The sequence below is a fragment of the Streptomyces misionensis genome (assembly GCF_007896895.1).
Taxonomy (GTDB): Bacteria; Actinomycetota; Actinomycetes; order Streptomycetales; family Streptomycetaceae; genus Streptomyces; species Streptomyces misionensis_A.
Map to the genome: position 1 here is coordinate 1 of NZ_VOGW01000175.1, position 21,942 is coordinate 21,942.

The 21,942-nt window shown below is 70.6% G+C and carries 20 protein-coding genes; all 20 read left to right on the forward strand.

Annotated features, from left to right (window positions below; genetic code table 11):
- Nucleotides 1–975: ArgS-related anticodon-binding protein NrtL (gene nrtL, locus FRZ03_RS29080; RefSeq protein ID WP_398661287.1), on the forward strand; the 975-nt coding region annotated here is incomplete at its 5' end.
- 53 nt (nt 976–1,028) lie between these two features.
- Nucleotides 1,029–2,420, forward strand: coding sequence for a diaminopimelate decarboxylase (lysA, locus tag FRZ03_RS29085; RefSeq protein ID WP_146468081.1), 1,392 nt, complete (start codon nt 1,029–1,031; stop codon nt 2,418–2,420).
- Between the two features lie 146 nt (nt 2,421–2,566).
- The gene (locus FRZ03_RS29090; protein ID WP_186785680.1) at nt 2,567–3,859 is read left to right on the forward strand and encodes a homoserine dehydrogenase; all 1,293 of its coding nucleotides are present in this window, start codon (nt 2,567–2,569) and stop codon (nt 3,857–3,859) included.
- Between the two features lie 6 nt (nt 3,860–3,865).
- Nucleotides 3,866–4,924 carry a threonine synthase gene (thrC, locus tag FRZ03_RS29095; protein WP_146468082.1) on the forward strand — a complete coding sequence of 353 codons (1,059 nt, stop codon included), beginning with the start codon at nt 3,866–3,868 and terminating at the stop codon, nt 4,922–4,924.
- A 329-nt stretch (nt 4,925–5,253) separates the two neighbouring features.
- Nucleotides 5,254–6,171, forward strand: a complete 918-nt coding sequence (gene thrB / locus FRZ03_RS29100; protein ID WP_146468083.1) for a homoserine kinase — start codon at nt 5,254–5,256, stop codon at nt 6,169–6,171.
- A gap of 404 nt (nt 6,172–6,575) precedes the next feature.
- Nucleotides 6,576–8,561 carry a transcription termination factor Rho gene (rho, locus tag FRZ03_RS29105; RefSeq protein WP_146468084.1) on the forward strand — a complete coding sequence of 662 codons (1,986 nt, stop codon included), beginning with the start codon at nt 6,576–6,578 and terminating at the stop codon, nt 8,559–8,561.
- 343 nt (nt 8,562–8,904) lie between these two features.
- Entirely contained in the window at nt 8,905–10,038 is a 1,134-nt protein-coding gene (locus FRZ03_RS29110) for an LCP family protein (protein ID WP_146468085.1), read from the forward strand.
- A gap of 164 nt (nt 10,039–10,202) precedes the next feature.
- Nucleotides 10,203–10,424: a 50S ribosomal protein L31 gene (rpmE, locus tag FRZ03_RS29115; RefSeq protein WP_015657814.1), complete on the forward strand. Its 222-nt coding sequence runs from the start codon at nt 10,203–10,205 to the stop codon at nt 10,422–10,424.
- A 108-nt stretch (nt 10,425–10,532) separates the two neighbouring features.
- Nucleotides 10,533–11,600 (forward strand): peptide chain release factor 1, encoded by a 1,068-nt coding sequence (prfA, locus tag FRZ03_RS29120; protein WP_070027834.1) that lies wholly within the window; start codon nt 10,533–10,535, stop codon nt 11,598–11,600.
- Between the two features lie 38 nt (nt 11,601–11,638).
- Nucleotides 11,639–12,484, forward strand: a complete 846-nt coding sequence (gene prmC, locus FRZ03_RS29125) for a peptide chain release factor N(5)-glutamine methyltransferase (protein ID WP_070027833.1) — start codon at nt 11,639–11,641, stop codon at nt 12,482–12,484.
- A 50-nt stretch (nt 12,485–12,534) separates the two neighbouring features.
- Nucleotides 12,535–13,182: an L-threonylcarbamoyladenylate synthase gene (locus FRZ03_RS29130; RefSeq protein WP_146468086.1), complete on the forward strand. Its 648-nt coding sequence runs from the start codon at nt 12,535–12,537 to the stop codon at nt 13,180–13,182.
- A complete protein-coding gene (locus FRZ03_RS29135) occupies nt 13,179–13,856 on the forward strand; it encodes an arsenate reductase/protein-tyrosine-phosphatase family protein (protein ID WP_146468087.1) in 678 nt (225 codons plus the stop codon). The genes FRZ03_RS29130 and FRZ03_RS29135 overlap by 4 nt, the downstream gene beginning before the upstream one ends.
- A gap of 72 nt (nt 13,857–13,928) precedes the next feature.
- Nucleotides 13,929–15,167, forward strand: a complete 1,239-nt coding sequence (locus tag FRZ03_RS29140; protein WP_146468088.1) for a serine hydroxymethyltransferase — start codon at nt 13,929–13,931, stop codon at nt 15,165–15,167.
- A gap of 170 nt (nt 15,168–15,337) precedes the next feature.
- Entirely contained in the window at nt 15,338–16,675 is a 1,338-nt protein-coding gene (locus tag FRZ03_RS29145; protein ID WP_146468089.1) for an MraY family glycosyltransferase, read from the forward strand.
- Between the two features lie 301 nt (nt 16,676–16,976).
- Nucleotides 16,977–17,417 carry a hypothetical protein gene (locus FRZ03_RS29150; protein WP_070027826.1) on the forward strand — a complete coding sequence of 147 codons (441 nt, stop codon included), beginning with the start codon at nt 16,977–16,979 and terminating at the stop codon, nt 17,415–17,417.
- A 210-nt stretch (nt 17,418–17,627) separates the two neighbouring features.
- Nucleotides 17,628–18,464, forward strand: coding sequence for a F0F1 ATP synthase subunit A (atpB, locus tag FRZ03_RS29155; RefSeq protein ID WP_146468090.1), 837 nt, complete (start codon nt 17,628–17,630; stop codon nt 18,462–18,464).
- Nucleotides 18,465–18,536: 72 nt separating this feature from the next.
- Complete coding sequence (locus tag FRZ03_RS29160; RefSeq protein WP_070027822.1) at nt 18,537–18,785, forward strand: ATP synthase subunit c family protein; 249 nt, start codon at nt 18,537–18,539, stop codon at nt 18,783–18,785.
- 37 nt (nt 18,786–18,822) lie between these two features.
- Complete coding sequence (locus FRZ03_RS29165) at nt 18,823–19,368, forward strand: F0F1 ATP synthase subunit B (protein ID WP_070027820.1); 546 nt, start codon at nt 18,823–18,825, stop codon at nt 19,366–19,368.
- Nucleotides 19,365–20,180, forward strand: a complete 816-nt coding sequence (locus tag FRZ03_RS29170; RefSeq protein ID WP_070027818.1) for a F0F1 ATP synthase subunit delta — start codon at nt 19,365–19,367, stop codon at nt 20,178–20,180. The genes FRZ03_RS29165 and FRZ03_RS29170 overlap by 4 nt, the downstream gene beginning before the upstream one ends.
- Nucleotides 20,181–20,328: 148 nt before the next feature.
- Nucleotides 20,329–21,921 (forward strand): F0F1 ATP synthase subunit alpha, encoded by a 1,593-nt coding sequence (gene atpA / locus FRZ03_RS29175; RefSeq protein ID WP_070027816.1) that lies wholly within the window; start codon nt 20,329–20,331, stop codon nt 21,919–21,921.
- Nucleotides 21,922–21,942: the final 21 nt, after the last annotated feature.

A 21,942-nucleotide genomic window follows, 5' to 3' on the forward strand; every position in this document is an offset into this window, starting at 1 on the left:
GCGCCGACCGTCGCGGACGTCGCCGCGGCACAGTCCGCGTGGAAGGCGGCGTGGCTCGGGCGCCCGAGCGCGGACGGTGAGGGGCAGGGGATGTCGGGGGCCGGGGGGTGCGGGGAGTACGCGAGCAATGTCGCGCTCCGGCTCGCCCGGGTCGCCGGGAAGCCGCCGCTCCAGGTCGCCGAGATCCTGCGGGCCCGGCTCGTCGGGGTGGGCGGTGTCCGGGACGTCGTCGTCACCGGGCCCGGGTTCTTGAACTTCCTGCTCGAAGAGCAGGCCGATCCGCTCGGCGGCCTGGTCCGGGAGATCCGCCGGTGCGGTGCCCGGTACGGGCACGGCGACGCGCTCGCGGGGGAGGTCGTCGCGCTGCGGGTGCCGTACGAGGTGCGGGCCGAGGTCGTCGCCGACGCCGTCGTGCGGATCGTCGCCAGTCAGGGCGGGCGCGCCACCGTCGAGCACCGGGAGCCCGTCAATGTGCGGCCCGTGCCCGCGCCCGAGGACCCCGCGCCGCTCGGGCCCGACGCCGCCCGCTGGGCCCTGCTCCATCCCGCCGCGCACGACCGGCCCCGGATCACCGCCGACCACCTCGTCCAGCGGGAGGCCAATCCGCTGTTCCGGGTGCGGTACGCCCATGCCCGGGTCCGGGCGGCCGGCCGCAACGCCGCCCGCCTGGGCTTCGACGCCGAGCCGGGACGCCTGGGGGAGGGCGCGGCCCACTCCGACGCCCTCCAGTCCCCCCTCGCCGACTACCCCCGCATCCTCACCGCGGCCGCCACCCAACGTGCCCCGGACCGGCTCGCCCGGCATCTCGTCACCGTCGCGGATGCCGTGCTGCCCTTTCTGACCTGCGTGCTTCCGCTCGGCGAGGAGAAACCCTCGGCCGCCCACCGCGCCCGGCTCGCGCTCGCCGAAGCCGCCGGGACGGTGCTGGCCGGCGGCCTGTCCCTGCTCGGCATCGACGCACCCGAACATCTCTGAGGCCGCGAGCAGATGCGTCCCGGAGGAAGACAGAGAGTCTGAGAGCCACCGTCATGAGCCGTTCCGCCCATCCCGCCGGGCCTCGCCACGCCGACGTGCTCCCCGAGGGGCACTACTCCGCGCCGCCCACCGACCTCAATGTGCTCGATCACAAGGTCTGGGCGCAGACCGTCGGCCGCGGCGAGGACGGGGTCGTCACCGTCGGCGGGGTCCCCGTGACCCGGCTCGCCGAGGAGTTCGGCACGCCCGCCTACATCCTCGACGAGGCCGACTTCCGGGCCCGGGCGCGCGCCTGGCGCACCGCGTTCGGGGCGAACGCCGACGTGTTCTACGCCGGGAAGGCCTTCCTGTCGCGCGCCGTGGTGCGCTGGCTCAGCGAGGAGGGGCTGAATCTCGACGTGTGCTCGGGAGGGGAGCTGGCCACCGCGCTGTCCGCGGGCATGGAGCCCGGGCGTATCGCCTTCCACGGGAACAACAAGTCCGTCGCCGAGATCACCCGGGCCGTCGAGGCCGGGGTCGGGCGGATCGTGCTCGACTCCTTCCAGGAGATCGTGCGGGTCGCGCACATCGCGCAGTCGCTGGGCAAGCGGCAGAAGGTGCAGATCCGGATCACCGTCGGGGTCGAGGCGCACACCCACGAGTTCATCGCCACCGCCCACGAGGACCAGAAGTTCGGCATCCCGCTCGCCGGGGGCCAGGCCGCCGAGGCCGTGCGGCGGGCCCTCCAGCTGGACGGGCTGGAACTGATCGGTATCCACTCCCACATCGGTTCGCAGATCTTCGACATGTCCGGGTTCGAGGTCGCCGCCCACCGGGTGGTCGGGCTGCTCAAGGACATCAGGGACGAGCACGGCGTCGAGCTGCCCGAGATCGACCTCGGCGGCGGTCTCGGCATCGCCTACACCAGCGACGACGACCCGCGCGAGCCGCACGAGATCGCCAAGGCGCTGGGGGAGATCGTCGGCCGGGAGTGCGAGGCCGCGCGGCTGCGCACCCCGCGGATCTCGGTGGAGCCCGGGCGCGCCATCGTCGGCCCGACCGCGTTCACGCTCTACGAGGTCGGCACCGTCAAGCCGCTGGAGGGTCTGCGCACGTACGTGTCGGTGGACGGCGGCATGTCCGACAACATCCGCACCGCGCTCTACGACGCCGAGTACAGCGTCGCCCTCGTCTCCCGGGCCAGCGACGCCGAGCCCATGCTCGCCCGGGTCGTCGGCAAGCACTGCGAGAGCGGGGACATCGTGGTGAAGGACGCGTTCCTGCCGGCCGATCTCGCGCCGGGCGACCTCATCGCCGTCCCCGCCACCGGCGCGTACTGCCGGTCGATGGCCAGCAACTACAACCACGTGCTCCGGCCGCCCGTCGTCGCGGTGCGCGACGGCGAGGCCCAGGTGATCGTCCGCCGGGAGACGGAGGAGGACCTCCTGCGTCTCGACGTCGGGTGAACCGCCCGCCGCGGGGGTGGAAGATCTGCGGTCTGCCAGCCCCGCGTAAATGAAATAAACGTCTCAGGATCCGGACGAAGGGTAGAAACTCCCGTCCGGTGAGTGAGACTGGTCCAACCGTAGACGGTAAGAGGAAACGAGGTCGGATGATGCGTACGCGTCCGCTGAAGGTGGCGCTGCTGGGCTGTGGGGTTGTCGGCTCAGAGGTGGCGCGCATCATGACGACGCACGCCGACGACCTCGCCCAGAGGATCGGCGCCCCGGTGGAGCTCGCCGGGGTCGCCGTGCGGCGCCCGAGCAAGGTGCGCGAGGGCATCGACCCGGCCCTCGTCACCACCGACGCCACCGCCCTCGTCAAACGCGGCGACATCGACGTCGTGGTCGAGGTGATCGGCGGGATCGAGCCCGCCCGTTCGCTCATCACCACCGCCTTCGAGCACGGCGCCTCCGTCGTCTCCGCGAACAAGGCCCTGCTCGCCCAGGACGGGGCCGCCCTGCACGCCGCCGCCGAGGAGCACGGCCGGGACCTGTACTACGAGGCCGCCGTCGCCGGCGCCATCCCGCTGATCCGGCCGCTGCGCGAGTCGCTGGCGGGCGACAAGGTCAACCGGGTGCTCGGCATCGTCAACGGCACGACCAACTTCATCCTCGACAAGATGGACTCCACGGGCGCGGGCTACCAGGAGGCCCTGGACGAGGCCACCGCGCTGGGGTACGCGGAGGCCGACCCGACCGCCGACGTCGAGGGCTTCGACGCCGCCGCCAAGGCCGCCATCCTCGCCGGCATCGCCTTCCATACCCGGGTCCGCCTCGACGACGTGTACCGCGAGGGCATGACCGAGGTCACCGCGGCCGACTTCCGCTCGGCCAAGGAGATGGGCTGCACCATCAAGCTGCTCGCCATCTGCGAGCGGGCGCGGGACGGGGCGTCCGTCACCGCGCGCGTGCACCCCGCCATGATTCCGCTGAGCCACCCCCTCGCCTCCGTGCGCGGTGCGTACAACGCCGTCTTCGTGGAGAGCGACGCCGCCGGGCAGCTGATGTTCTACGGCCCCGGCGCCGGCGGCTCCCCGACCGCCTCCGCCGTGCTCGGCGACCTCGTCGCCGTCTGCCGCAACAAGCTCAACGGCACGACCGGCCCCGGCGAGTCGGCGTACGCCGCGCTGCCCGTCTCCCCGATGGGCGACGTCGTCACGCGGTACCACATCAGCCTGGACGTGGCGGACAAACCGGGTGTGCTCGCCCAGGTCGCCACCGTCTTCGCCGAGCACGGGGTGTCGATCGACACCGTTCGGCAGCAGGGCAAGGACGGCGAGGCCTCTCTCGTCGTCGTCACCCACCGCGCCCTCGACGCCGCCCTGACCGGCACCGTCGAGGCGCTGCGCAAGCTCGACACCGTGCGGGGTGTCGCCAGCATCATGCGGGTTGAAGGAGAGTAACCAGCAATGACCCACCAGTGGCGCGGAATCATCGAGGAGTACCGGGACCGGCTGCCGGTTTCGGACACCACGCCGGTCGTGACGCTCCGTGAGGGCGGCACGCCCCTCGTGCCCGCGCAGGTGCTCTCCGAGCGCACGGGCTGCGAGGTCCACCTCAAGGTCGAGGGCGCGAACCCGACCGGGTCCTTCAAGGACCGCGGCATGACGATGGCCATCTCCAAGGCGAAGGAGGAGGGGGCCAAGGCCGTCATCTGCGCCTCCACCGGCAACACCTCCGCCTCCGCCGCGGCCTACGCCGTGCGGGCCGGCATGGTCTCCGCCGTGCTGGTGCCGCAGGGCAAGATCGCGCTCGGCAAGATGGGCCAGGCCCTGGTGCACGGCGCGAAGATCCTCCAGGTCGACGGCAACTTCGACGACTGCCTCACGCTGGCCCGCTCGCTGAGCGAGAACTACCCGGTGGCGCTGGTCAATTCGGTCAATCCGGTGCGGATCGAGGGCCAGAAGACGGCCGCCTTCGAGATCGTGGACATGCTCGGCGACGCGCCCGACATCCACGTCCTGCCGGTCGGCAACGCGGGCAACATCACGGCCTACTGGAAGGGCTACAAGGAGTACGCCGCCGACGGGATCGCCACCCGGACGCCCCGCATGTGGGGGTTCCAGGCGTCCGGCAGTGCCCCGATCGTGCGCGGCGAGGTGGTCAAGGACCCGTCGACGATCGCCACCGCCATCCGGATCGGCAACCCGGCCTCCTGGCAGTACGCCCTGGCGGCCCGGGACGAGTCCGGCGGCGCCATCGACGAGGTGACGGACCGTGAGATCCTGCGCGCCTACCGGCTGTTGGCCGCGCAGGAGGGCGTCTTCGTGGAGCCCGCCTCCGCCGCCTCGGTCGCCGGTCTGCTCAAGGCCGCCGAGCAGGGCAAGGTGGACCCGGGCCAGCGCATCGTGTGCACCGTCACCGGCAACGGTCTGAAGGACCCCGACTGGGCCGTGGCCGGCGCGCCGCAGCCGGTCACCGTGCCGGTCGACGCGGCCACCGCGGCCGAGCGCCTCGGGCTGGCCTGAGGCCCGGGGGCACACAGGGGATTTCCCCGACACGCCCCCGAGGTCCCGACACGCCCCCGAGGTCCCGACACGCCCCCGAGGTCCCGATACGCCCGGTCAGGCCCTGACGCGGTCCTGACCGGGTGCACAGGGGGCTTACGACACGCATCGTGCGCCTCCTGTGCGCCCTATGTCGCTACTGAACCTTCCTTCGATACGCTGTACCGAACCCACTTGTTGCATATGCACTGCGCATAGGGGCAACGCCGCGCCGTCTGAGCGGCCGAGGGTCTTCCGTTACGTATCGAATGTCTTTGACAGTCACGCAGCTCAAGGAGAGTCTTCGAGCGATGGCCGGTCCAGCCTTCCGCGCCGCCGCCGTCCGGGTGCGCACTCCCGCCACCAGCGCCAATCTCGGTCCGGGCTTCGACGCCCTGGGCCTCGCGCTGGGGCTGTACGACGACGTCGTCGTCCGGGTGGCCGACTCCGGGCTGCACATCGACATCGCGGGCGAGGGCAGCGAGACCCTGCCCCGCGACGAGCGCCACCTCCTCGTCCGCTCCCTGCGCACCGCCTTCGACCTGCTGGGCGGCCAGCCCCGGGGGCTGGAGATCGTGTGCGCCAACCGCATCCCGCACGGCCGGGGCCTCGGCTCCTCCTCCGCCGCCATCTGCGCCGGCATCGTGGCGGCACGCGCCGTGACGATAGGCGGCGAGGCCCGTCTGGACGACGCGGCCCTGCTGGAACTGGCCACCGAGATCGAGGGCCACCCCGACAACGTGGCCGCGTGTCTGCTCGGCGGGTTCACCCTGTCCTGGATGGAGTCCGGCGCGGCCCGGGCGATCAGGATGGACCCCAGTGATTCCATCGTTCCGGTGGTTTTCGTGCCCGGGAAGCCGGTCCTGACCGAGACCGCCCGGGGACTGCTGCCGCGCACCGTGCCGCATGTCGACGCCGCCGCCAACGCGGGCCGGTCCGCCCTGCTGGTGGAGGCCCTCACCCGGCGCCCCGAACTGCTGCTGCCCGCCACCGAGGACCGGCTGCACCAGGAGTACCGCGCCCCGGCGATGCCGGAGAGCGCGGCGCTGGTGGAGCGGCTGCGGGCGGACGGCATCCCGGCCGTCATCTCCGGCGCCGGACCCACCGTCATGGCCCTCACCGACGCCGGCACCGCCGACAAGGTCTCCCACCTCGCGGGGGAGGGCTGGGCCGCCAACCGGCTCGACCTCGACATGCAGGGAGCGAGCGTGCTGCCGCTTGCGCCCTGACACACGGTTGCCGGATTTGGAGAGGGGGAATGTTTGTTGGATCCGGTAGTGTTAATCTCAAGTCTGCACCCGACCTCACCATGGCGAGGTGCCACGTGTCCCCGTCCGGGACAGACATTCTTCCGGGAGCCTCCCACGCCACTCCGTGTTCCTTGCGCCGTACCTGGGCAGTACGTCGGATGCGAGCACTGAGCGGGCCGCCGGGCATGCTCCGGAACAGGCGCTACCACGCCACGTGACACCGGGTGTCACGGCTCGCGGAAGCGCCGTCACCGCACATTTTTCTTCCGCCGCGTTGGCGGACCACCGCCCCGGCACGGTTCACCGAAGACAGGACCGTAGCCGGACAGCACAACCGGTCGCCGAGCCAGAAGGCCGACGTCCGCTCCAGGGAAGGACCCTTCGTGAGCGACACCACCGATCTGATGGGCGCACGTGTCGAGGAGACCGCTGCCGCGCCCGCCACGGACGCCTCCGCGCCTGCCGCCGGTGCCGGCTCCCGGCGGCGCCGGGGTACCGGCCTTGAGGGCATGGTGCTGGCCGAGCTGCAGCAGGTCGCCTCGGGCCTCGGTATCAGGGGCACCGCGCGGATGCGCAAGAGCCAGCTGATCGAGGTCATCAAGGAGGCGCAGGCCCAGGGGGGTGCCCCCAAGGCCGAGACCGCCGCCGAGACCAAGCCGAAGCGCCGGGCCACCTCCAAGGCCCGTACCGGCGAGAACGCCGCGGACGGCGAGCAGAAGGCGGCCAAGAGCGAGAAGCCGGCCGAGAAGGCCGCCCAGCAGCAGATCGAGATCCCGGGCCAGCCCGGTGGCGGCGCCGCCCGCGTGAGCGAGGGGGACGACGCGCCGACCGAGCGCCGTCGCCGCCGTGCCACCGCCGAGGCCGGCAGCCCCACCGCGGAGCCGGCCGCCGCCGAGGCGAAGACCGAGACCAAGACCGAGGCGCCCGCCCAGCAGCCGCAGCAGGGCGACTCCGCCAAGAACGACGCCGGTGACGGCGAGGGCCGCGGCCGCCGCGACCGCCGTGAGCGCGGCCGTGACCGCGACCGCGACCGCCGCAGCAAGGGCGACGACCAGCAGGGCGGCCAGCAGCGCCAGCAGGGCCAGCAGGGCGGCCGCCAGGACCGGCAGGACCGGCAGCAGGACGACGACGACTTCGAGGGCGGCCGCCGTGGCCGTCGCGGCCGCTACCGCGACCGCCGTGGCCGCCGTGGGCGCGACGAGATCGCCGAGCCGCAGGTCGCCGAGGACGACGTCCTGATCCCCGTCGCGGGCATCCTGGACATCCTCGACAACTACGCCTTCATCCGGACCTCCGGCTACCTGCCGGGCCCGAACGACGTGTACGTCTCCCTCGCCCAGGTCCGCAAGAACGGCCTGCGCAAGGGCGACCACATCACCGGTGCGGTCCGCCAGCCGAAGGAGGGCGAGCGCCGCGAGAAGTTCAACGCGCTCGTGCGCCTCGACTCCGTCAACGGCATGGCGCCCGAACACGGCCGCGGCCGCCCGGAGTTCAACAAGCTGACGCCGCTGTACCCGCAGGACCGCCTCCGCCTGGAGACGGACCCGGGCGTGCTGACGACCCGCATCATCGACCTCGTCTCGCCCATCGGTAAGGGCCAGCGCGGTCTGATCGTGGCCCCGCCGAAGACCGGCAAGACCATGATCATGCAGGCGGTCGCCAACGCGATCACGCACAACAACCCCGAGTGCCACCTGATGGTCGTCCTCGTCGACGAGCGTCCGGAAGAGGTCACCGACATGCAGCGGTCGGTCAAGGGCGAGGTCATCTCCTCGACCTTCGACCGCCCGGCCGAGGACCACACCACGGTCGCCGAGCTGGCCATCGAGCGCGCCAAGCGCCTGGTGGAGCTGGGTCACGACGTGGTGGTGCTGCTCGACTCCATCACCCGTCTGGGCCGCGCGTACAACCTCGCCGCCCCGGCCTCCGGCCGCATCCTGTCCGGTGGTGTCGACTCGACCGCGCTGTACCCGCCGAAGCGGTTCTTCGGCGCGGCGCGCAACATCGAGGACGGCGGTTCGCTGACCATCCTGGCGACGGCGCTGGTGGACACCGGGTCCCGCATGGACGAGGTGATCTTCGAGGAGTTCAAGGGCACCGGCAACATGGAGCTCAAGCTCGACCGGAAGCTCGCCGACAAGCGCATCTTCCCGGCGGTGGACGTGGACGCGTCCGGCACCCGTAAGGAAGAGATCCTGCTCGGCAGCGAGGAGCTGGGCATCGTCTGGAAGCTGCGCCGGGTGCTGCACGCCCTGGACCAGCAGCAGGCGATCGAGCTGCTGCTGGACAAGATGAAGCAGACCAAGTCGAACGTCGAGTTCCTGATGCAGATCCAGAAGACCACGCCGACCCCCGGCAACGGCGACTGATCCGCGCACTGCCCGAAGAGGCCGTTCCTCGTCCACGGACGAGGGGCGGCCTCTTCGCCGTACCGGGGCGGTAAAGCCCCCGCGGGAGATCTTTGCCACAAGGGGCACGCTCCGTGCCGGTTTCGGCACATACGACAACTGGCGCCGAAACCGCAGGTGAGCGCCGTACGTCCGATGCGTTCGGTTACCCAGCGTGCCCACCGCCCCACGCGGTGGGCACCGTGCGTTGTGCAACGCTGTCCCGAGTTTCTCCGTCCTAGCGCACGGAGGGACGATGGAGCGGTGATGTCCGCGCCTGTCCCTGACAGCAGGGGGTAACCGATCGACGAGACCTAGGAGTGCCGTGTCCGCCGAGAGCATGCCGGATTCCGCGATGAACCAGCCGAGCGCCGAGGGCCCCGGCCGCCGGGGCAGGGGGCGGCGCCGCAAGCCCCGCAGCGCCGGCCGCAAGACCCTGCTGGCGACGGCCTGGGTGGCCGCGGGCGTGGTGGTGCTCGGCGGTGCCGGAGCCGGTTACGTGTACTTCAAGCTCAACGGCAACCTGCACAGCGTGGACATCAACCAGATGCTCGGAGGCGACCGGCCCAAGAAGGTCGACAACGGCTCCGAGAACATCCTGGTCCTGGGCTCGGACACCCGCGCCGGCGGCAACAGGAAGCTCGGCGGCGGCACGGACGACGGCAGCGCCCGCTCCGACACCGCGATGATCGTGCACGTCTACGCCGGCCACAAGAAGGCCAGTGTGGTCTCCATACCCCGGGACACCCTCGTGGACCGCCCCGCGTGCACCGACACCAAGGGCACCGCGCACCCGGCCGCGACCGGCGTGATGTTCAACGAGGCGTACTCCGCCGGGGGCGCGGCCTGCGCGGTCAAGACCGTGGAGTCGCTCACCGGCATCCGCATGGACCATTACCTGGAGGTCGACTTCGCGGGCTTCCAGAGACTCATAGACGACCTCGGCGGCGTCCCGGTCACCACGACGCGGGCCATCGACGACCCGCAGAGCCACCTGGACCTCCAGGCCGGCACCCACACCCTGAACGGACAGCAGGCCCTCGGCCTGGTCCGCACCCGGCACGGCGTCGGCGACGGCTCCGACCTCGGCCGCATCCAGCTCCAGCAGGCCTTCGTCAAGGCGCTCATCGGCCAGGTCAAGAACGTCGGCGTGTTCAGCGACCCCAAGAAGCTGTACGACCTCGCCGACACCGCCACCAAGTCCGTCACCACCGACTCCGACCTCGGCTCGGTCAACTCCCTCATCGAGTTCGCGAACGGCCTCAAGGGCGTCAGCACGAAGCACATGACGATGGTCACCATGCCCGTCCGGTACGACCCGGCCGACCCCAACCGCGTGCTGCTGGAGAAGACCAAGGCCCAGCTGGTCTGGAACGCCCTGCGCGACGACCGCCCGATCCCGCGGTCGGCCACCGAGGGCACCGCGACGGGCCAGGCGAACGGCGTGGTCTCCTCCTAGTGCTGTGGCCGGCCGAACCCCTTTCGGGGCCCGCGGAATAGATCGCGACGGCCCCCGGTTTTGGGGGATGGCACCAGTCCTGGCAGACTGGTACGTCGGCCCCGGTTCACGTCCCCGCAGCCCGCGGCGGCGACCCGGCGCCCTCCCGGAATCTAGGAGACACCTTGAAGCGCGACATCCACCCCGAGTACGTCGAGACGCAGGTCAGCTGCACCTGTGGCGCGTCGTTCACCACCCGTAGCACCATCGAGTCCGGCACCATCCGGGCCGAGGTCTGCTCCGAGTGCCACCCGTTCTACACGGGCAAGCAGAAGATCCTCGACACCGGTGGCCGTGTGGCCCGCTTCGAGGCCCGCTTCGGCAAGGCTGCCGGCTCCAAGAAGTAGCGAGCCCCAGACCGCCGGTCCACGGCCGCACGTCCGCGAGGCGTGCGTCCGGGACCGGCGTTTTTGGTCGCCCGCCCCTTCCCTTCACCGCAGTACAGGAGCCGAAAGATGTTCGAGGCCGTCGAGGAACTCGTCGCCGAGCACGCCGATCTGGAGAAGAAGCTCGCCGACCCGTCGGTCCACGCCGATCAGGCGAACGCGCGCAAGCTGAACAAGCGCTACGCCGAGCTGACCCCGATCGTCGCCACGTACCGCTCCTGGAAGCAGACCGGCGACGACATCGAGACCGCGCGCGAACTGGCCGCCGACGACCCCGACTTCGCCGCCGAGGTCAAGGAGCTGGAGCAGCAGCGCGAGGAACTGACCGAGAAGCTGCGGCTGCTGCTGGTCCCGCGCGACCCGAGTGACGACAAGGACGTCATCCTGGAGATCAAGGCGGGCGCGGGCGGCGACGAGTCGGCGCTGTTCGCCGGCGACCTGCTGCGCATGTACCTGCGCTACGCCGAGCGCGTCGGCTGGAAGACCGAGATCATCGACGCCACCGAGTCCGAGCTGGGCGGCTACAAGGACGTCCAGGTCGCGGTGAAGACCCGCGGGCAGACCGAGCCCGGCCAGGGCGTGTGGGCGCGGCTGAAGTACGAGGGCGGCGTGCACCGCGTGCAGCGGGTGCCGGCCACCGAGTCCCAGGGCCGCATCCACACCTCCGCCGCCGGTGTCCTCGTCACCCCGGAGGCCGAGGAGGTGGACGTGGAGATCAACCCCAACGACCTCCGCATCGACGTCTACCGCTCCTCCGGACCCGGTGGCCAGTCGGTCAACACCACGGACTCCGCGGTGCGCATCACCCACCTGCCGACCGGTGTCGTCGCCTCCTGCCAGAACGAGAAGAGCCAGCTCCAGAACAAGGAGCAGGCCCTGCGCATCCTGCGCTCCAGGCTGCTCGCCGCGGCCCAGGAGGAGGCCGAGCGGGAGGCCGCGGACGCCCGCCGCAGCCAGGTCCGCACCGTCGACCGCTCCGAGAAGATCCGCACCTACAACTTCCCGGAGAACCGCATCTCCGACCACCGCGTCGGCTTCAAGGCGTACAACCTCGACCAGGTCCTGGACGGTGACCTGGACGCGGTGATCCAGGCCTGCGTCGACGCCGACTCCGCGGCGAAGCTCGCCGCGGCGTAAGGCAACCACGAGGACTTGCAGACTTCCGGAGGACTTGCGTGAACCTGCTGCTTGCAGAGGTGGCCCAGGCCACCCAGCGGCTGGCCGACGCCGGCGTGCCCTCGCCGCGCAACGACGCGGAGGAGCTCGCCGCGTTCGTGCACGGCGTCAAGCGCGGCGAACTGCACTCCGTGAAGGATGCGGACTTCGACGCCCGGTACTGGGAGGTCATCGCCCGGCGTGAGCAGCGCGAGCCGCTGCAGCACATCACCGGGCGGGCCTACTTCCGCTACCTGGAGCTCCAGGTCGGGCCGGGCGTCTTCGTGCCCCGGCCGGAGACCGAGTCGGTGGTCGGCTGGGCCATAGACGCCGTGCGCGCCATGGACGTCGTCGAGCCGTGCATCGTCGACCTGTGCACCGGCTCCGGCGCCATCGCGCTCGCCCTCGCCCAGGAGGTGCCGCGCTCCCGGGTGCACGCCGTGGAGCTGTCGGAGGACGCGCTGCGCTGGACCCGCAAGAACGTGCAGGGGTCCAGGGTGGACCTGCGCCAGGGCGACGCCCTGACCGCGTTCCCCGACCTCGACGGCCAGGTCGACCTGGTCATCTCCAACCCGCCGTACATCCCGCTCACGGAATGGGAGTACGTCGCCCCCGAGGCCCGCGACTACGACCCGGAACTGGCGCTGTTCTCGGGAGAGGACGGCCTCGACCTGATCCGCGGCATCGAACGCACCGCGCACCGGCTGCTGCGCCCCGGTGGGGTCGTCGTCATTGAGCACGCCGACACCCAGGGCGGCCAGGTGCCGTGGATCTTCACCGAGGAGCGGGGCTGGGCCGACGCGGCCGACCATCCCGATCTCAACAACCGGCCGCGGTTCGCCACCGCCCGCAAGGCGCTGCCGTGAGCAGCCCGACGTCTTCATCCCCGCAGTACCCGTACGAGGAGGCCCGCTGAATGGCACGGCGATACGACACCAACGACGCGACCGACCGCGTGACGGGTCTGCGCGAGGCCGCGTCCGCCGTCCGCCGGGGCGAGCTGGTGGTGCTGCCGACCGACACGGTCTACGGCATCGGCGCCGACGCGTTCTCCTCCGAGGCCGTCGGCGATCTGCTCGCCGCCAAGGGCCGGGGCCGCACCATGCCCACCCCGGTGCTCATCGGCTCCCCGAACACGCTGCACGGCCTGGTCACCAACTTCTCCGAGATGGCCTGGGACCTGGTGGACGCGTTCTGGCCGGGCGCCCTGACGCTGGTCGCCAAGCACCAGCCGTCCCTCCAGTGGGACCTCGGCGACACCCGGGGCACGGTCGCGGTGCGGATGCCGCTGCACCCGGTCGCCATCGAGCTGCTCACCGAGGTCGGCCCGATGGCGGTCTCCTCCGCCAACCTCACCGGGCACCCGGCGCCGGAGAACTGCGACGAGGCCCAGGGCATGCTCGGCGACTCCGTCTCCGTCTACCTCGACGGCGGTCCCACCCCGGCCAACGTGCCCTCGTCCATCGTGGACGTCTCCCGCGACGTGCCGGTGCTGCTGCGCGAGGGCGCCCTCTTGGCGGACGAGCTGCGCAAGGTCGTACCCGACCTTGAGGTGGCGAATTGACGGCCCCTGAAGCGGGGCGTGGCATAGGCATCGGGGAGAGCGTCGCGGAGCAGACCACCACGTTCGGTTTTCCGCGCGACACCTTCCGCATCCTCCACGTCAGCACCGGCAATGTGTGCCGCTCGCCCATCACCGAGCGGCTGACCCGGCATTTCGTCGCCGAGCGGCTCGGCGTGCTCGGCGGCGGGCTGATCGTGGAGAGCGCGGGCACCTGGGGCCACGAGGGCGCGCCCATGGAGGCCAACGCGGAGACCGTGCTGGCCGAGTTCGGCGCGGACGCCTCCGGTTTCACCGGGCGGGAGCTGCTGGACGAGCACGTCATCCGCGCCGACCTGGTGCTGACCGCGACCCGCGACCACCGCGCCCAGGTGATCTCCATGGGGCACTCCGCGGGCCTGCGCACGTTCACCCTCAAGGAGTTCACCCGGCTGGTCCGGGCGATCGACCCGGCGACGCTGCCGCCCCTGGAGGACGGCCTGGTGATGCGTGCCCGCGCCCTGGTCCGCGCGGCGGCCGCCCTGCGCGGCTGGCTGCTGGCGCCCACGGCGGAGGCGGACGAGGTCTACGACCCCTACGGGGCGCCCCTGACCTTCTTCCGCTCCATCGGGGACGAGATACGGGACGCGCTGGACCCGGTGGTGACGGCGCTGACCGGCGTGCCCGCACACATGTAGCGACGGCGCGCGGCGCGCCCGCACCCGGCCTACATTGGGGGATACGTCACCCCCGACCGCCCGGAGTCCGTCATGTCGGTCACCATCCCGTACGAGGCCGATGTGCTGCGGGCGCAGGACCCGGAGCTGGCCGAGATCCTCGCCGGGGAGCTGCGGCGGCAGTCGACGTCGTTGCAGCTGATCGCCGCCGAGAACTTCACCTCGCCCGCGGTGCTCGCCGCGCTCGGCTCGCCGCTCGCGAACAAGTACGCCGAGGGATACCCGGGCGCCCGGCACCACGGCGGCTGCGAGCTCGTGGACATGGCCGAGCGGCTCGCCGTCGAGCGGGCCGCGGCGCTGTTCGGCGCCCGGCACGCCAATGTGCAGGCGCACTCGGGCTCCTCGGCCGTCCTCGCGGCGTACGCGGCGCTGCTGCGCCCCGGCGACACCGTGCTGGCGCTCGGACTGCCGTACGGCGGTCATCTCACCCATGGCTCGCCGGCCAACTTCTCCGGCCGCTGGTTCGACTTCGTCGCCTACGGCGTCGACGCCGAGACCGGGCTGATCGACCACGACCAGGTGCGCCACTTGGCGCGCAACCACCGGCCGAAGGCGATCGTGTGCGGGTCGATCGCCTATCCCCGCCACATCGACTACGCCTTCTTCCGCGAGGTCGCCGACGAGGTCGGCGCCTATCTGATCGCGGACGCCGCGCACCCGATCGGCTTGGTCGCCGGGGGTGCCGCGCCGAACCCGGTGCCGTACGCGGACCTGGTGTGCGCGACCACGCACAAGGTGCTGCGCGGCCCGCGCGGCGGCATGATCCTGTGCGGGAGCGAGCTGGCCGAGCGCGTGGACCGGGCGGTGTTCCCGTTCACGCAGGGCGGGGCGCAGATGCACACCATCGCCGCGAAGGCCGTCGCCTTCGGCGAGGCGGCGACCCCGGCGTTCGCCGCGTACGCCCGCCAGGTGGTCGTGAACGCGCGGGCGCTGGCCGCCCGGCTGGCCGCCGAGGGCTTCGCCGTCACCACCGGCGGCACGGACACCCACCTGATCACCGTGGACCCGGCGCCGCTGGGCACGGACGGCCGCACCGCCCGGGGCCGGCTCGCCGCCGCCGGGATCGTCCTGGACTGCTGCGCGCTGCCGCACGGCGACGGCAGGGGCCTGCGCCTGGGCACGGCCGCGGTGACCACCCAGGGCATGGGGGAGGCGGAGATGGCGCGGATCGGGGCCCTGCTGGCCGCGGTGGTGCGCGGTCGGGCGGAGCCGGCCGGGGCGCGGGCCGAGGTGCGCGAGCTGACCGGTGCGTTTCCGCCGTATCCCGGCTGACCGGGGGAAATCGCGCCCATCGGGGGCAGGCGCGCACCAGGACACGGCACCGCACGGCGGCGGGCGCGGCGAGTTGTGCAACCATCCTGGCTACCCGTCAGTCCCCATCCATATACACCCGCCGCTAGGCTGTGGGGCTGTGATGGCCAGCGAGACCTGTGGGGAAGCCCGTGCGTGAATACCTGCTGACGCTCTGCATCACGGCCGCGGTGACGTACCTGCTGACCGGACCGGTACGGAAGTTCGCGATCGTGGCGGGGGCGATGCCGGAGATCCGGGCGCGGGACGTGCACCGGGAACCCACTCCGCGCCTCGGCGGGATCGCGATGTTCTTCGGACTGTGCGCGGGCCTGCTGGCAGCCGACCACCTGTCCAGCCTCAACTGGGTCTTCGAGAAGTCCAACGAGCCCCGGGCGCTGCTCTCCGGTGCCGCGCTGATCTGGCTGATCGGCGTCCTGGACGACAAGTTCGAGATCGACGCGCTGATCAAGCTGGGCGGCCAGATGATCGCCGCCGGCGTCATGGTCATGCAGGGTCTGACGATCCTGTGGCTGCCCATCCCCGGCGTCGGCAACGTGGCGCTGACCCAGTGGCAGGGCACGCTGCTGACCGTCGCGCTCGTGGTCATCACCATCAACGCGGTGAACTTCGTGGACGGCCTGGACGGTCTCGCGGCCGGCATGGTGTGCATCGCGGCGGCGGCGTTCTTCCTGTACGCCTACCGCGTCTGGGTCTCCTACGGCATCGAGGCCGCCGCCCCCGCGACGCTGTTCGCGGCCATCCTGATGGGCATGTGCCTGGGCTTCCTGCCGCACAACATGCACCCGGCGCGGATCTTCATGGGCGACTCCGGGTCGATGCTGATCGGCCTGGTGCTGGCGGCCGGTGCCATCTCGATCACGGGTCAGGTGGACCCGGACGTGATGAACCTGTTCTCCGGTTCCGAGCGCGAGACCGTCCACCAGATGGTGCCGGTCTACATCCCGCTGCTGATGCCGCTGACGATCATCGCCGTGCCCGCCGCCGACCTGGTGCTGGCGATCGTGCGCCGCACCTGGCGGGGCCAGTCGCCGTTCGCCGCGGACCGCGGGCACCTGCACCACCGGCTGCTGGAGATCGGCCACTCGCACAGCCGCGCGGTGCTGATCATGTACTTCTGGTCGGCGCTGATCGCCTTCGGGGCGCTGGCGTACTCGGTGAACTCCGCGTCGATGTGGATCGTGCTGGGTGTGGTGTTCCTCAGCGCGGTGGGCCTGGTCCTCCTGCTGCTGCCGCGCTTCACGCCGCGCGTGCCGGTGTGGGCGCAGCGCTTCGTGCCGCCCCGGTACCGCCGTCGGGCGGGCACCGGCGCGGAAGCGGAGGCGTCGTCGGCGGCGGCGGAGGACGCCGCGGACGAGGCCGGCGAAGCGTCTGGGAACGACGAGCGGGCTCCGGTCACGGCCGGTGTGGCGGGCGTCAACGGAGCGACCGCTATCGGCACCCATGAGCGTTTTCTCGATCGTTCCTGAGACGGTCAAGGTAAGAATCTGACGAGAGCATTGCCAAGTCGTGGGGGAGCGAAAGCCCCTAATACCAGACAAACGGCCCTGGATTTTGCACAGAAGTGCAAGGTCGCTCTCATGTGTGAGAGTAAGCACACCTACCAGGTAAAGACCTCATCAAATAGTTTGTGATACGGTTCACGAGAACCCCGGATAGAGCCGAAGGACCGTAGTGCGACGGTCCATTGGTGTGAGGTCTCGATCACTCAGCCCGGGACTACGCTCGTCCATGACGACACCTGCCCCCTGTGAAAGCGGAGTTGCCGCCATGCCGTCTTCTGACGCCCGGATTCTTGCCCAGGCCGCCGTGCCCACGGCTGCCGTCGGCGCGCTCGCCGCCGTCGTCAGCGGTGTGGTCGCGGGCGGCAAGGGTGCGATCGGGGCCGTCGTCGCCACGGTGGTCGTGATCCTGTTCATGGGGCTCGGTCTCTATGTGCTCCAGCGCACCGCCAAGTCATTTCCGCAGCTGTTCCAGATGATGGGGCTGATGCTCTACGCGGCTCAGCTGCTGCTGCTGGTCATCTTCGTCGCCCTGTTCAAGAACACCACGCTCTTCAACCCGCGTGCCTTCGCCATCACGCTTGTGGTCGCCACCCTCGCGTGGATCGCCGCGCAGACGCGTGCGCACATGAAGGCCAAGACCCTCTACGTCGATCCCGACGCCTCGTCCCCGGGCGGAAAGTCCGAGAAGACAGGGCGCTCGTCGTGAGAGGTAGGGCCGGGATAAAGGCGCAGGAGACATGCTGCTATCGTCCGGTGCCAACTGCGGCATCGCGGGCGCGGGCATCTCGGCTGACGCCTGTTCGATCGCGAGGCGAGATGCCCCCCAGCCGCCCCCACATCCGTAACACCAGTCCCGTGCCGACCCGCGGTTGCACGCCGCGCCGACACAACGAGGTTGCCGTACCTATGCGCCACGATGAAGGAGCCCGCGGTGAGTGCTGATCCGTCGCAGACGCTCGCTTTCGACACGAGCTGTCACCTGTTCGACGGGTGCGGCTTCCCGGCTCCGGGCCTGCACTCGTTCCTGTTCAAGCCGCTCTTCGGCGACGCGGACAGCAACTTGTACTTCAACAAGACGATGCTGCTGGCGCTCCTCGGTTCCATCATCATCGTGGGCTTCTTCTGGGCCGCCTTCGCCAAGCCGAAGATCGTCCCGGGCAAGCTCCAGCTGGTGGCCGAAGCCGGTTACGACTTCGTGCGCCGCGGCGTCGTCTTCGAGACGATCGGCAAGAAGGAGGGCGAGAAGTACGTCCCTCTGGTCGTCTCGCTGTTCTTCTTCGTCTGGATGATGAACCTCTGGTCGATCATCCCGGTCGCCCAGTTCCCGGTGACGGCGATCATCGCCTACCCCGCGGGGCTGGCCCTGGTCGTCTACGTCCTCTGGGTCTCGCTGACGTTCAAGCGACACGGCTTCGTCGGCGCGTTCAAGAACTTCACCGGCTACGACAAGACGCTCGGCCCGGTCCTCCCGCTGTCGATGACCATCGAGTTCTTCTCGAACCTGCTCGTGCGGCCGTTCACCCACGCCGTCCGACTGTTCGCGAACATGTTCGCCGGCCACACCCTGCTGCTGCTCTTCACGATCGCCAGCTGGTACATGCTCAACGGCATCGGCATCGCCTACTCCGCCGTCTCGTTCGTGATGGTCATCGTCATGACGGCCTTCGAGCTCTTCATCCAGGCTGTCCAGGCGTACGTCTTCGTACTGCTGACCTGCAGCTACATCCAGGGCGCGCTCGCCGAGCACCACTGAGCCTCCCGACCACCCACCCAGACATCCGGTGGCCAACCCCCACCGGTCTTTGAAAGAGAAGGAAGAACCGGCATGTCCGCTCTCGAAACCCTTGCCGCCGGCGTCCAGATCAAGGGCAACCTCGGCTCCATCGGTTACGGCCTCGCCGCCATCGGCCCGGGCGTCGGCGTCGGCATCATCTTCGGTAACGGTACGCAGGCCCTCGCCCGCCAGCCCGAGGCGGCCGGTCTGATCCGCGCCAACCAGATCCTCGGCTTCGCCTTCTGTGAGGCGCTCGCCCTGATCGGTCTGGTCATGCCGTTCGTCTACCCGACCTCCTGACCCGACCGCCTCGCACCAATAGACGAAAGGCACTGATATGAGCCCCCTGGTTCAGCTGGCGGCTGAGGAGGCCGAGAACCCCCTCCTTCCGCCGATCCCAGAGCTCGTCATCGGCCTGATCGCTTTCGTCATCGTCTTCGGCTTCCTCGCCAAGAAGCTCCTCCCGAACATCAACAAGGTTCTGGAAGAGCGCCGCGAGGCCATCGAGGGCGGTATCGAAAAGGCCGAGGCTGCGCAGACCGAGGCCCAGAGCGTCCTTGAGCAGTACAAGGCGCAGCTCGCCGAGGCTCGGCACGAGGCCGCACGGCTGCGCCAGGAGGCGCAGGAGCAGGGTGCCGCCCTCATCGCCGAGATGCGGGCCGAGGGCCAGCGGCAGCGCGAGGAGATCGTCGCCGCCGGTCACGCCCAGATCGAGGCCGACCGCAAGGCCGCCGCGTCCGCGCTGCGCCAGGACGTCGGCAAGCTCGCCACCGACCTGGCCGGCAAGCTCGTCGGCGAGTCCCTCGAGGACCACGCCCGCCAGAGCCGTGTGATCGACCGCTTCCTCGACGAGCTCGAGGAGAAGGCCGAGGCCGCGCGATGAACGGAGCGAGCCGCGAGGCCCTGGCAGCCGCACGGGAGCGCCTTGACACGCTGACGGACTCCACGTCCGTGGACGCGGTCACGCTCGCCGACGAGCTGGCGGCCGTCACCGCGTTGCTCGACCGCGAGGCCGGCCTGCGCCGGGTTGTCACCGACCCGGCGCAGTCCGGAGAGGCCAAGGCGGAACTGGTCCAGCGCCTGCTCGGCGCCCAGGTCAGCGGTACCGCCGCCGACCTGGTGGCCGGCATGGCCCGCGCCCGCTGGTCGCAGCCCCGCGACCTGGTGGACGCGCTGGAGGAGCTGGCGGACATCGCCGACCTCACCGCCGCGGAGAAGCGCGGCACTCTCGACGAGGTCGAGGACGAGCTGTTCCGGTTCGGCCGGATCGTCTCCTCCAGCACCGAGCTGCGCGCCGCCCTGACCGACCGCTCCGCGGACGGCCGGGCCAAGACCGAGCTGCTGCACCGGCTGCTCGGGGGACGGGCCAAGCCCGCCACCGAGCGACTGGTCGTGCGCCTCGTGACCGCGCCGCGTGGTCGTAGCCTGGAAGCGGGACTGGAGTCCCTGTCCAAGCTGGCCGCCGAGCGCCGGGACCGCGTGGTCGCCGTCGTCACCTCCGCGGTACCGCTGAGCGACACCCAGAAGCAGCGCCTCGGCGCCGCCCTCGGCAAGCTCTACGGCCGCCGCATGCACCTCAACCTGGACGTGGACCCCGACGTCGTCGGCGGAATGCGGGTGCAGGTCGGTGACGAGGTCATCAACGGTTCGCTCGCGGACCGCCTGGACGAGGCCGCCCGCCGCATGGCGAGCTAGCCACGCAGCAGCAAGTCGACAGACCGAGAAAAGCAGTACGTACTTACGGCCCTGGTTGGGCCGTGCAGAGGATTCACCTCCTGTTGGGGGGAGTCCCCATCCCCCCAAAGTGAAACTTCGGGCCCAACAAGGAGAGCAGGGAACCCAGATGGCGGAGCTCACGATCCGGCCGGAGGAGATCCGGGACGCGCTGGAGAACTTCGTCCAGTCGTACAAGCCGGACGCGGCCTCGCGCGAGGAGGTCGGTACGGTCACCCTTGCCGGCGACGGCATCGCGAAGATCGAGGGTCTTCCCTCGGCCATGGCCAACGAACTGCTGAAGTTCGAGGACGGCACCCTCGGCCTCGCCCTCAACCTCGAGGAGCGCGAGATCGGTGCCATCGTCCTCGGCGAGTTCAGCGGCGTCGAGGAGGGCCAGCCGGTCACGCGTACCGGCGAGGTGCTCTCCGTCGCGGTCGGCGAGGGCTACCTCGGCCGTGTTGTCGACCCGCTCGGCAACCCGATCGACGGCCTCGGCGAGATCGAGACGTCCGGCCGCCGCGCGCTCGAGCTGCAGGCCCCCACGGTCATGCAGCGCAAGTCGGTGCACGAGCCGATGGAGACCGGCTACAAGGCCGTCGACGCGATGACCCCGATCGGCCGTGGTCAGCGCCAGCTGATCATCGGTGACCGCCAGACCGGCAAGACCGCCCTGGCCGTCGACACCATCATCAACCAGCGCGACAACTGGCGCACCGGCGACCCGAAGAAGCAGGTCCGCTGCATCTACGTCGCCATCGGCCAGAAGGGCTCCACCATCGCCGGCGTGCGCCGCGCGCTGGAGGAGAACGGCGCCCTGGAGTACACGACCATCGTCGCCGCCCCGGCGTCCGACCCGGCCGGCTTCAAGTACCTGGCGCCGTACACCGGTTCGGCCATCGGCCAGCAGTGGATGTACGAGGGCAAGCACGTCCTCATCATCTTCGACGACCTGTCCAAGCAGGCCGACGCCTACCGCGCCGTGTCCCTGCTGCTGCGCCGCCCGCCGGGCCGTGAGGCCTACCCGGGTGACGTCTTCTACCTGCACTCCCGCCTCCTGGAGCGCTGCGCGAAGCTCTCCGACGAGATGGGTGCCGGTTCGATGACCGGTCTGCCGATCGTCGAGACCAAGGCCAACGACGTCTCGGCGTTCATCCCGACCAACGTCATCTCCATCACCGACGGCCAGTGCTTCCTGGAGTCGGACCTGTTCAACGCCGGTCAGCGTCCCGCGCTGAACGTCGGTATCTCGGTCTCCCGAGTCGGTGGCTCCGCCCAGCACAAGGCGATGCGCCAGGTCTCCGGCCGCCTGCGTGTGGACCTCGCCCAGTTCCGTGAGCTGGAGGCGTTCGCCGCCTTCGGTTCCGACCTGGACGCGGCCTCCAAGGCCCAGCTGGAGCGCGGTCAGCGCATGGTCGAGCTGCTGAAGCAGGACCAGTACCAGCCGATGGCCACCGAGGACCAGGTCGTCTCCGTGTGGGCCGGTACCAACGGCCGTATGGACGACGTGCCGGTCGCCGACATCCGCCGCTTCGAGAAGGAACTGATCGACTTCCTGCACCGGAAGCACCAGGGCCTGATGACCTCCATCAAGGAGGGCGCCAAGATGTCGGACGACACGATCCAGGCGATCGACGACGCGGTGGCCGAGTTCAAGAAGCAGTTCGAGACCTCGGACGGCAAGCTGCTCGGCGAGGACACTCCTGCCGCTGCCGCCAAGTGACGTAAGGAAGGGACCTGACTC

What these genes read in the sequence shown, in the direction of transcription:
- FRZ03_RS29150 (WP_070027826.1), top strand. Translation starts at nt 16,977, where the DNA reads ATGCCGTCTTCTGACGCCCGGATTCTTGCCCAGGCCGCCGTGCCCACG.
- thrC (WP_146468082.1), top strand. Translation starts at nt 3,866, where the DNA reads ATGACCCACCAGTGGCGCGGAATCATCGAGGAGTACCGGGACCGGCTG.
- FRZ03_RS29090 (WP_186785680.1), top strand. Translation starts at nt 2,567, where the DNA reads ATGATGCGTACGCGTCCGCTGAAGGTGGCGCTGCTGGGCTGTGGGGTT.
- atpA (WP_070027816.1), top strand. Translation starts at nt 20,329, where the DNA reads ATGGCGGAGCTCACGATCCGGCCGGAGGAGATCCGGGACGCGCTGGAG.
- thrB (WP_146468083.1), top strand. Translation starts at nt 5,254, where the DNA reads ATGGCCGGTCCAGCCTTCCGCGCCGCCGCCGTCCGGGTGCGCACTCCC.
- FRZ03_RS29140 (WP_146468088.1), top strand. Translation starts at nt 13,929, where the DNA reads ATGTCGGTCACCATCCCGTACGAGGCCGATGTGCTGCGGGCGCAGGAC.
- FRZ03_RS29130 (WP_146468086.1), top strand. Translation starts at nt 12,535, where the DNA reads ATGGCACGGCGATACGACACCAACGACGCGACCGACCGCGTGACGGGT.
- prfA (WP_070027834.1), top strand. Translation starts at nt 10,533, where the DNA reads ATGTTCGAGGCCGTCGAGGAACTCGTCGCCGAGCACGCCGATCTGGAG.
- FRZ03_RS29165 (WP_070027820.1), top strand. Translation starts at nt 18,823, where the DNA reads ATGAGCCCCCTGGTTCAGCTGGCGGCTGAGGAGGCCGAGAACCCCCTC.
- lysA (WP_146468081.1), top strand. Translation starts at nt 1,029, where the DNA reads ATGAGCCGTTCCGCCCATCCCGCCGGGCCTCGCCACGCCGACGTGCTC.
- FRZ03_RS29170 (WP_070027818.1), top strand. Translation starts at nt 19,365, where the DNA reads ATGAACGGAGCGAGCCGCGAGGCCCTGGCAGCCGCACGGGAGCGCCTT.
- atpB (WP_146468090.1), top strand. Translation starts at nt 17,628, where the DNA reads ATGAAGGAGCCCGCGGTGAGTGCTGATCCGTCGCAGACGCTCGCTTTC.
- FRZ03_RS29160 (WP_070027822.1), top strand. Translation starts at nt 18,537, where the DNA reads ATGTCCGCTCTCGAAACCCTTGCCGCCGGCGTCCAGATCAAGGGCAAC.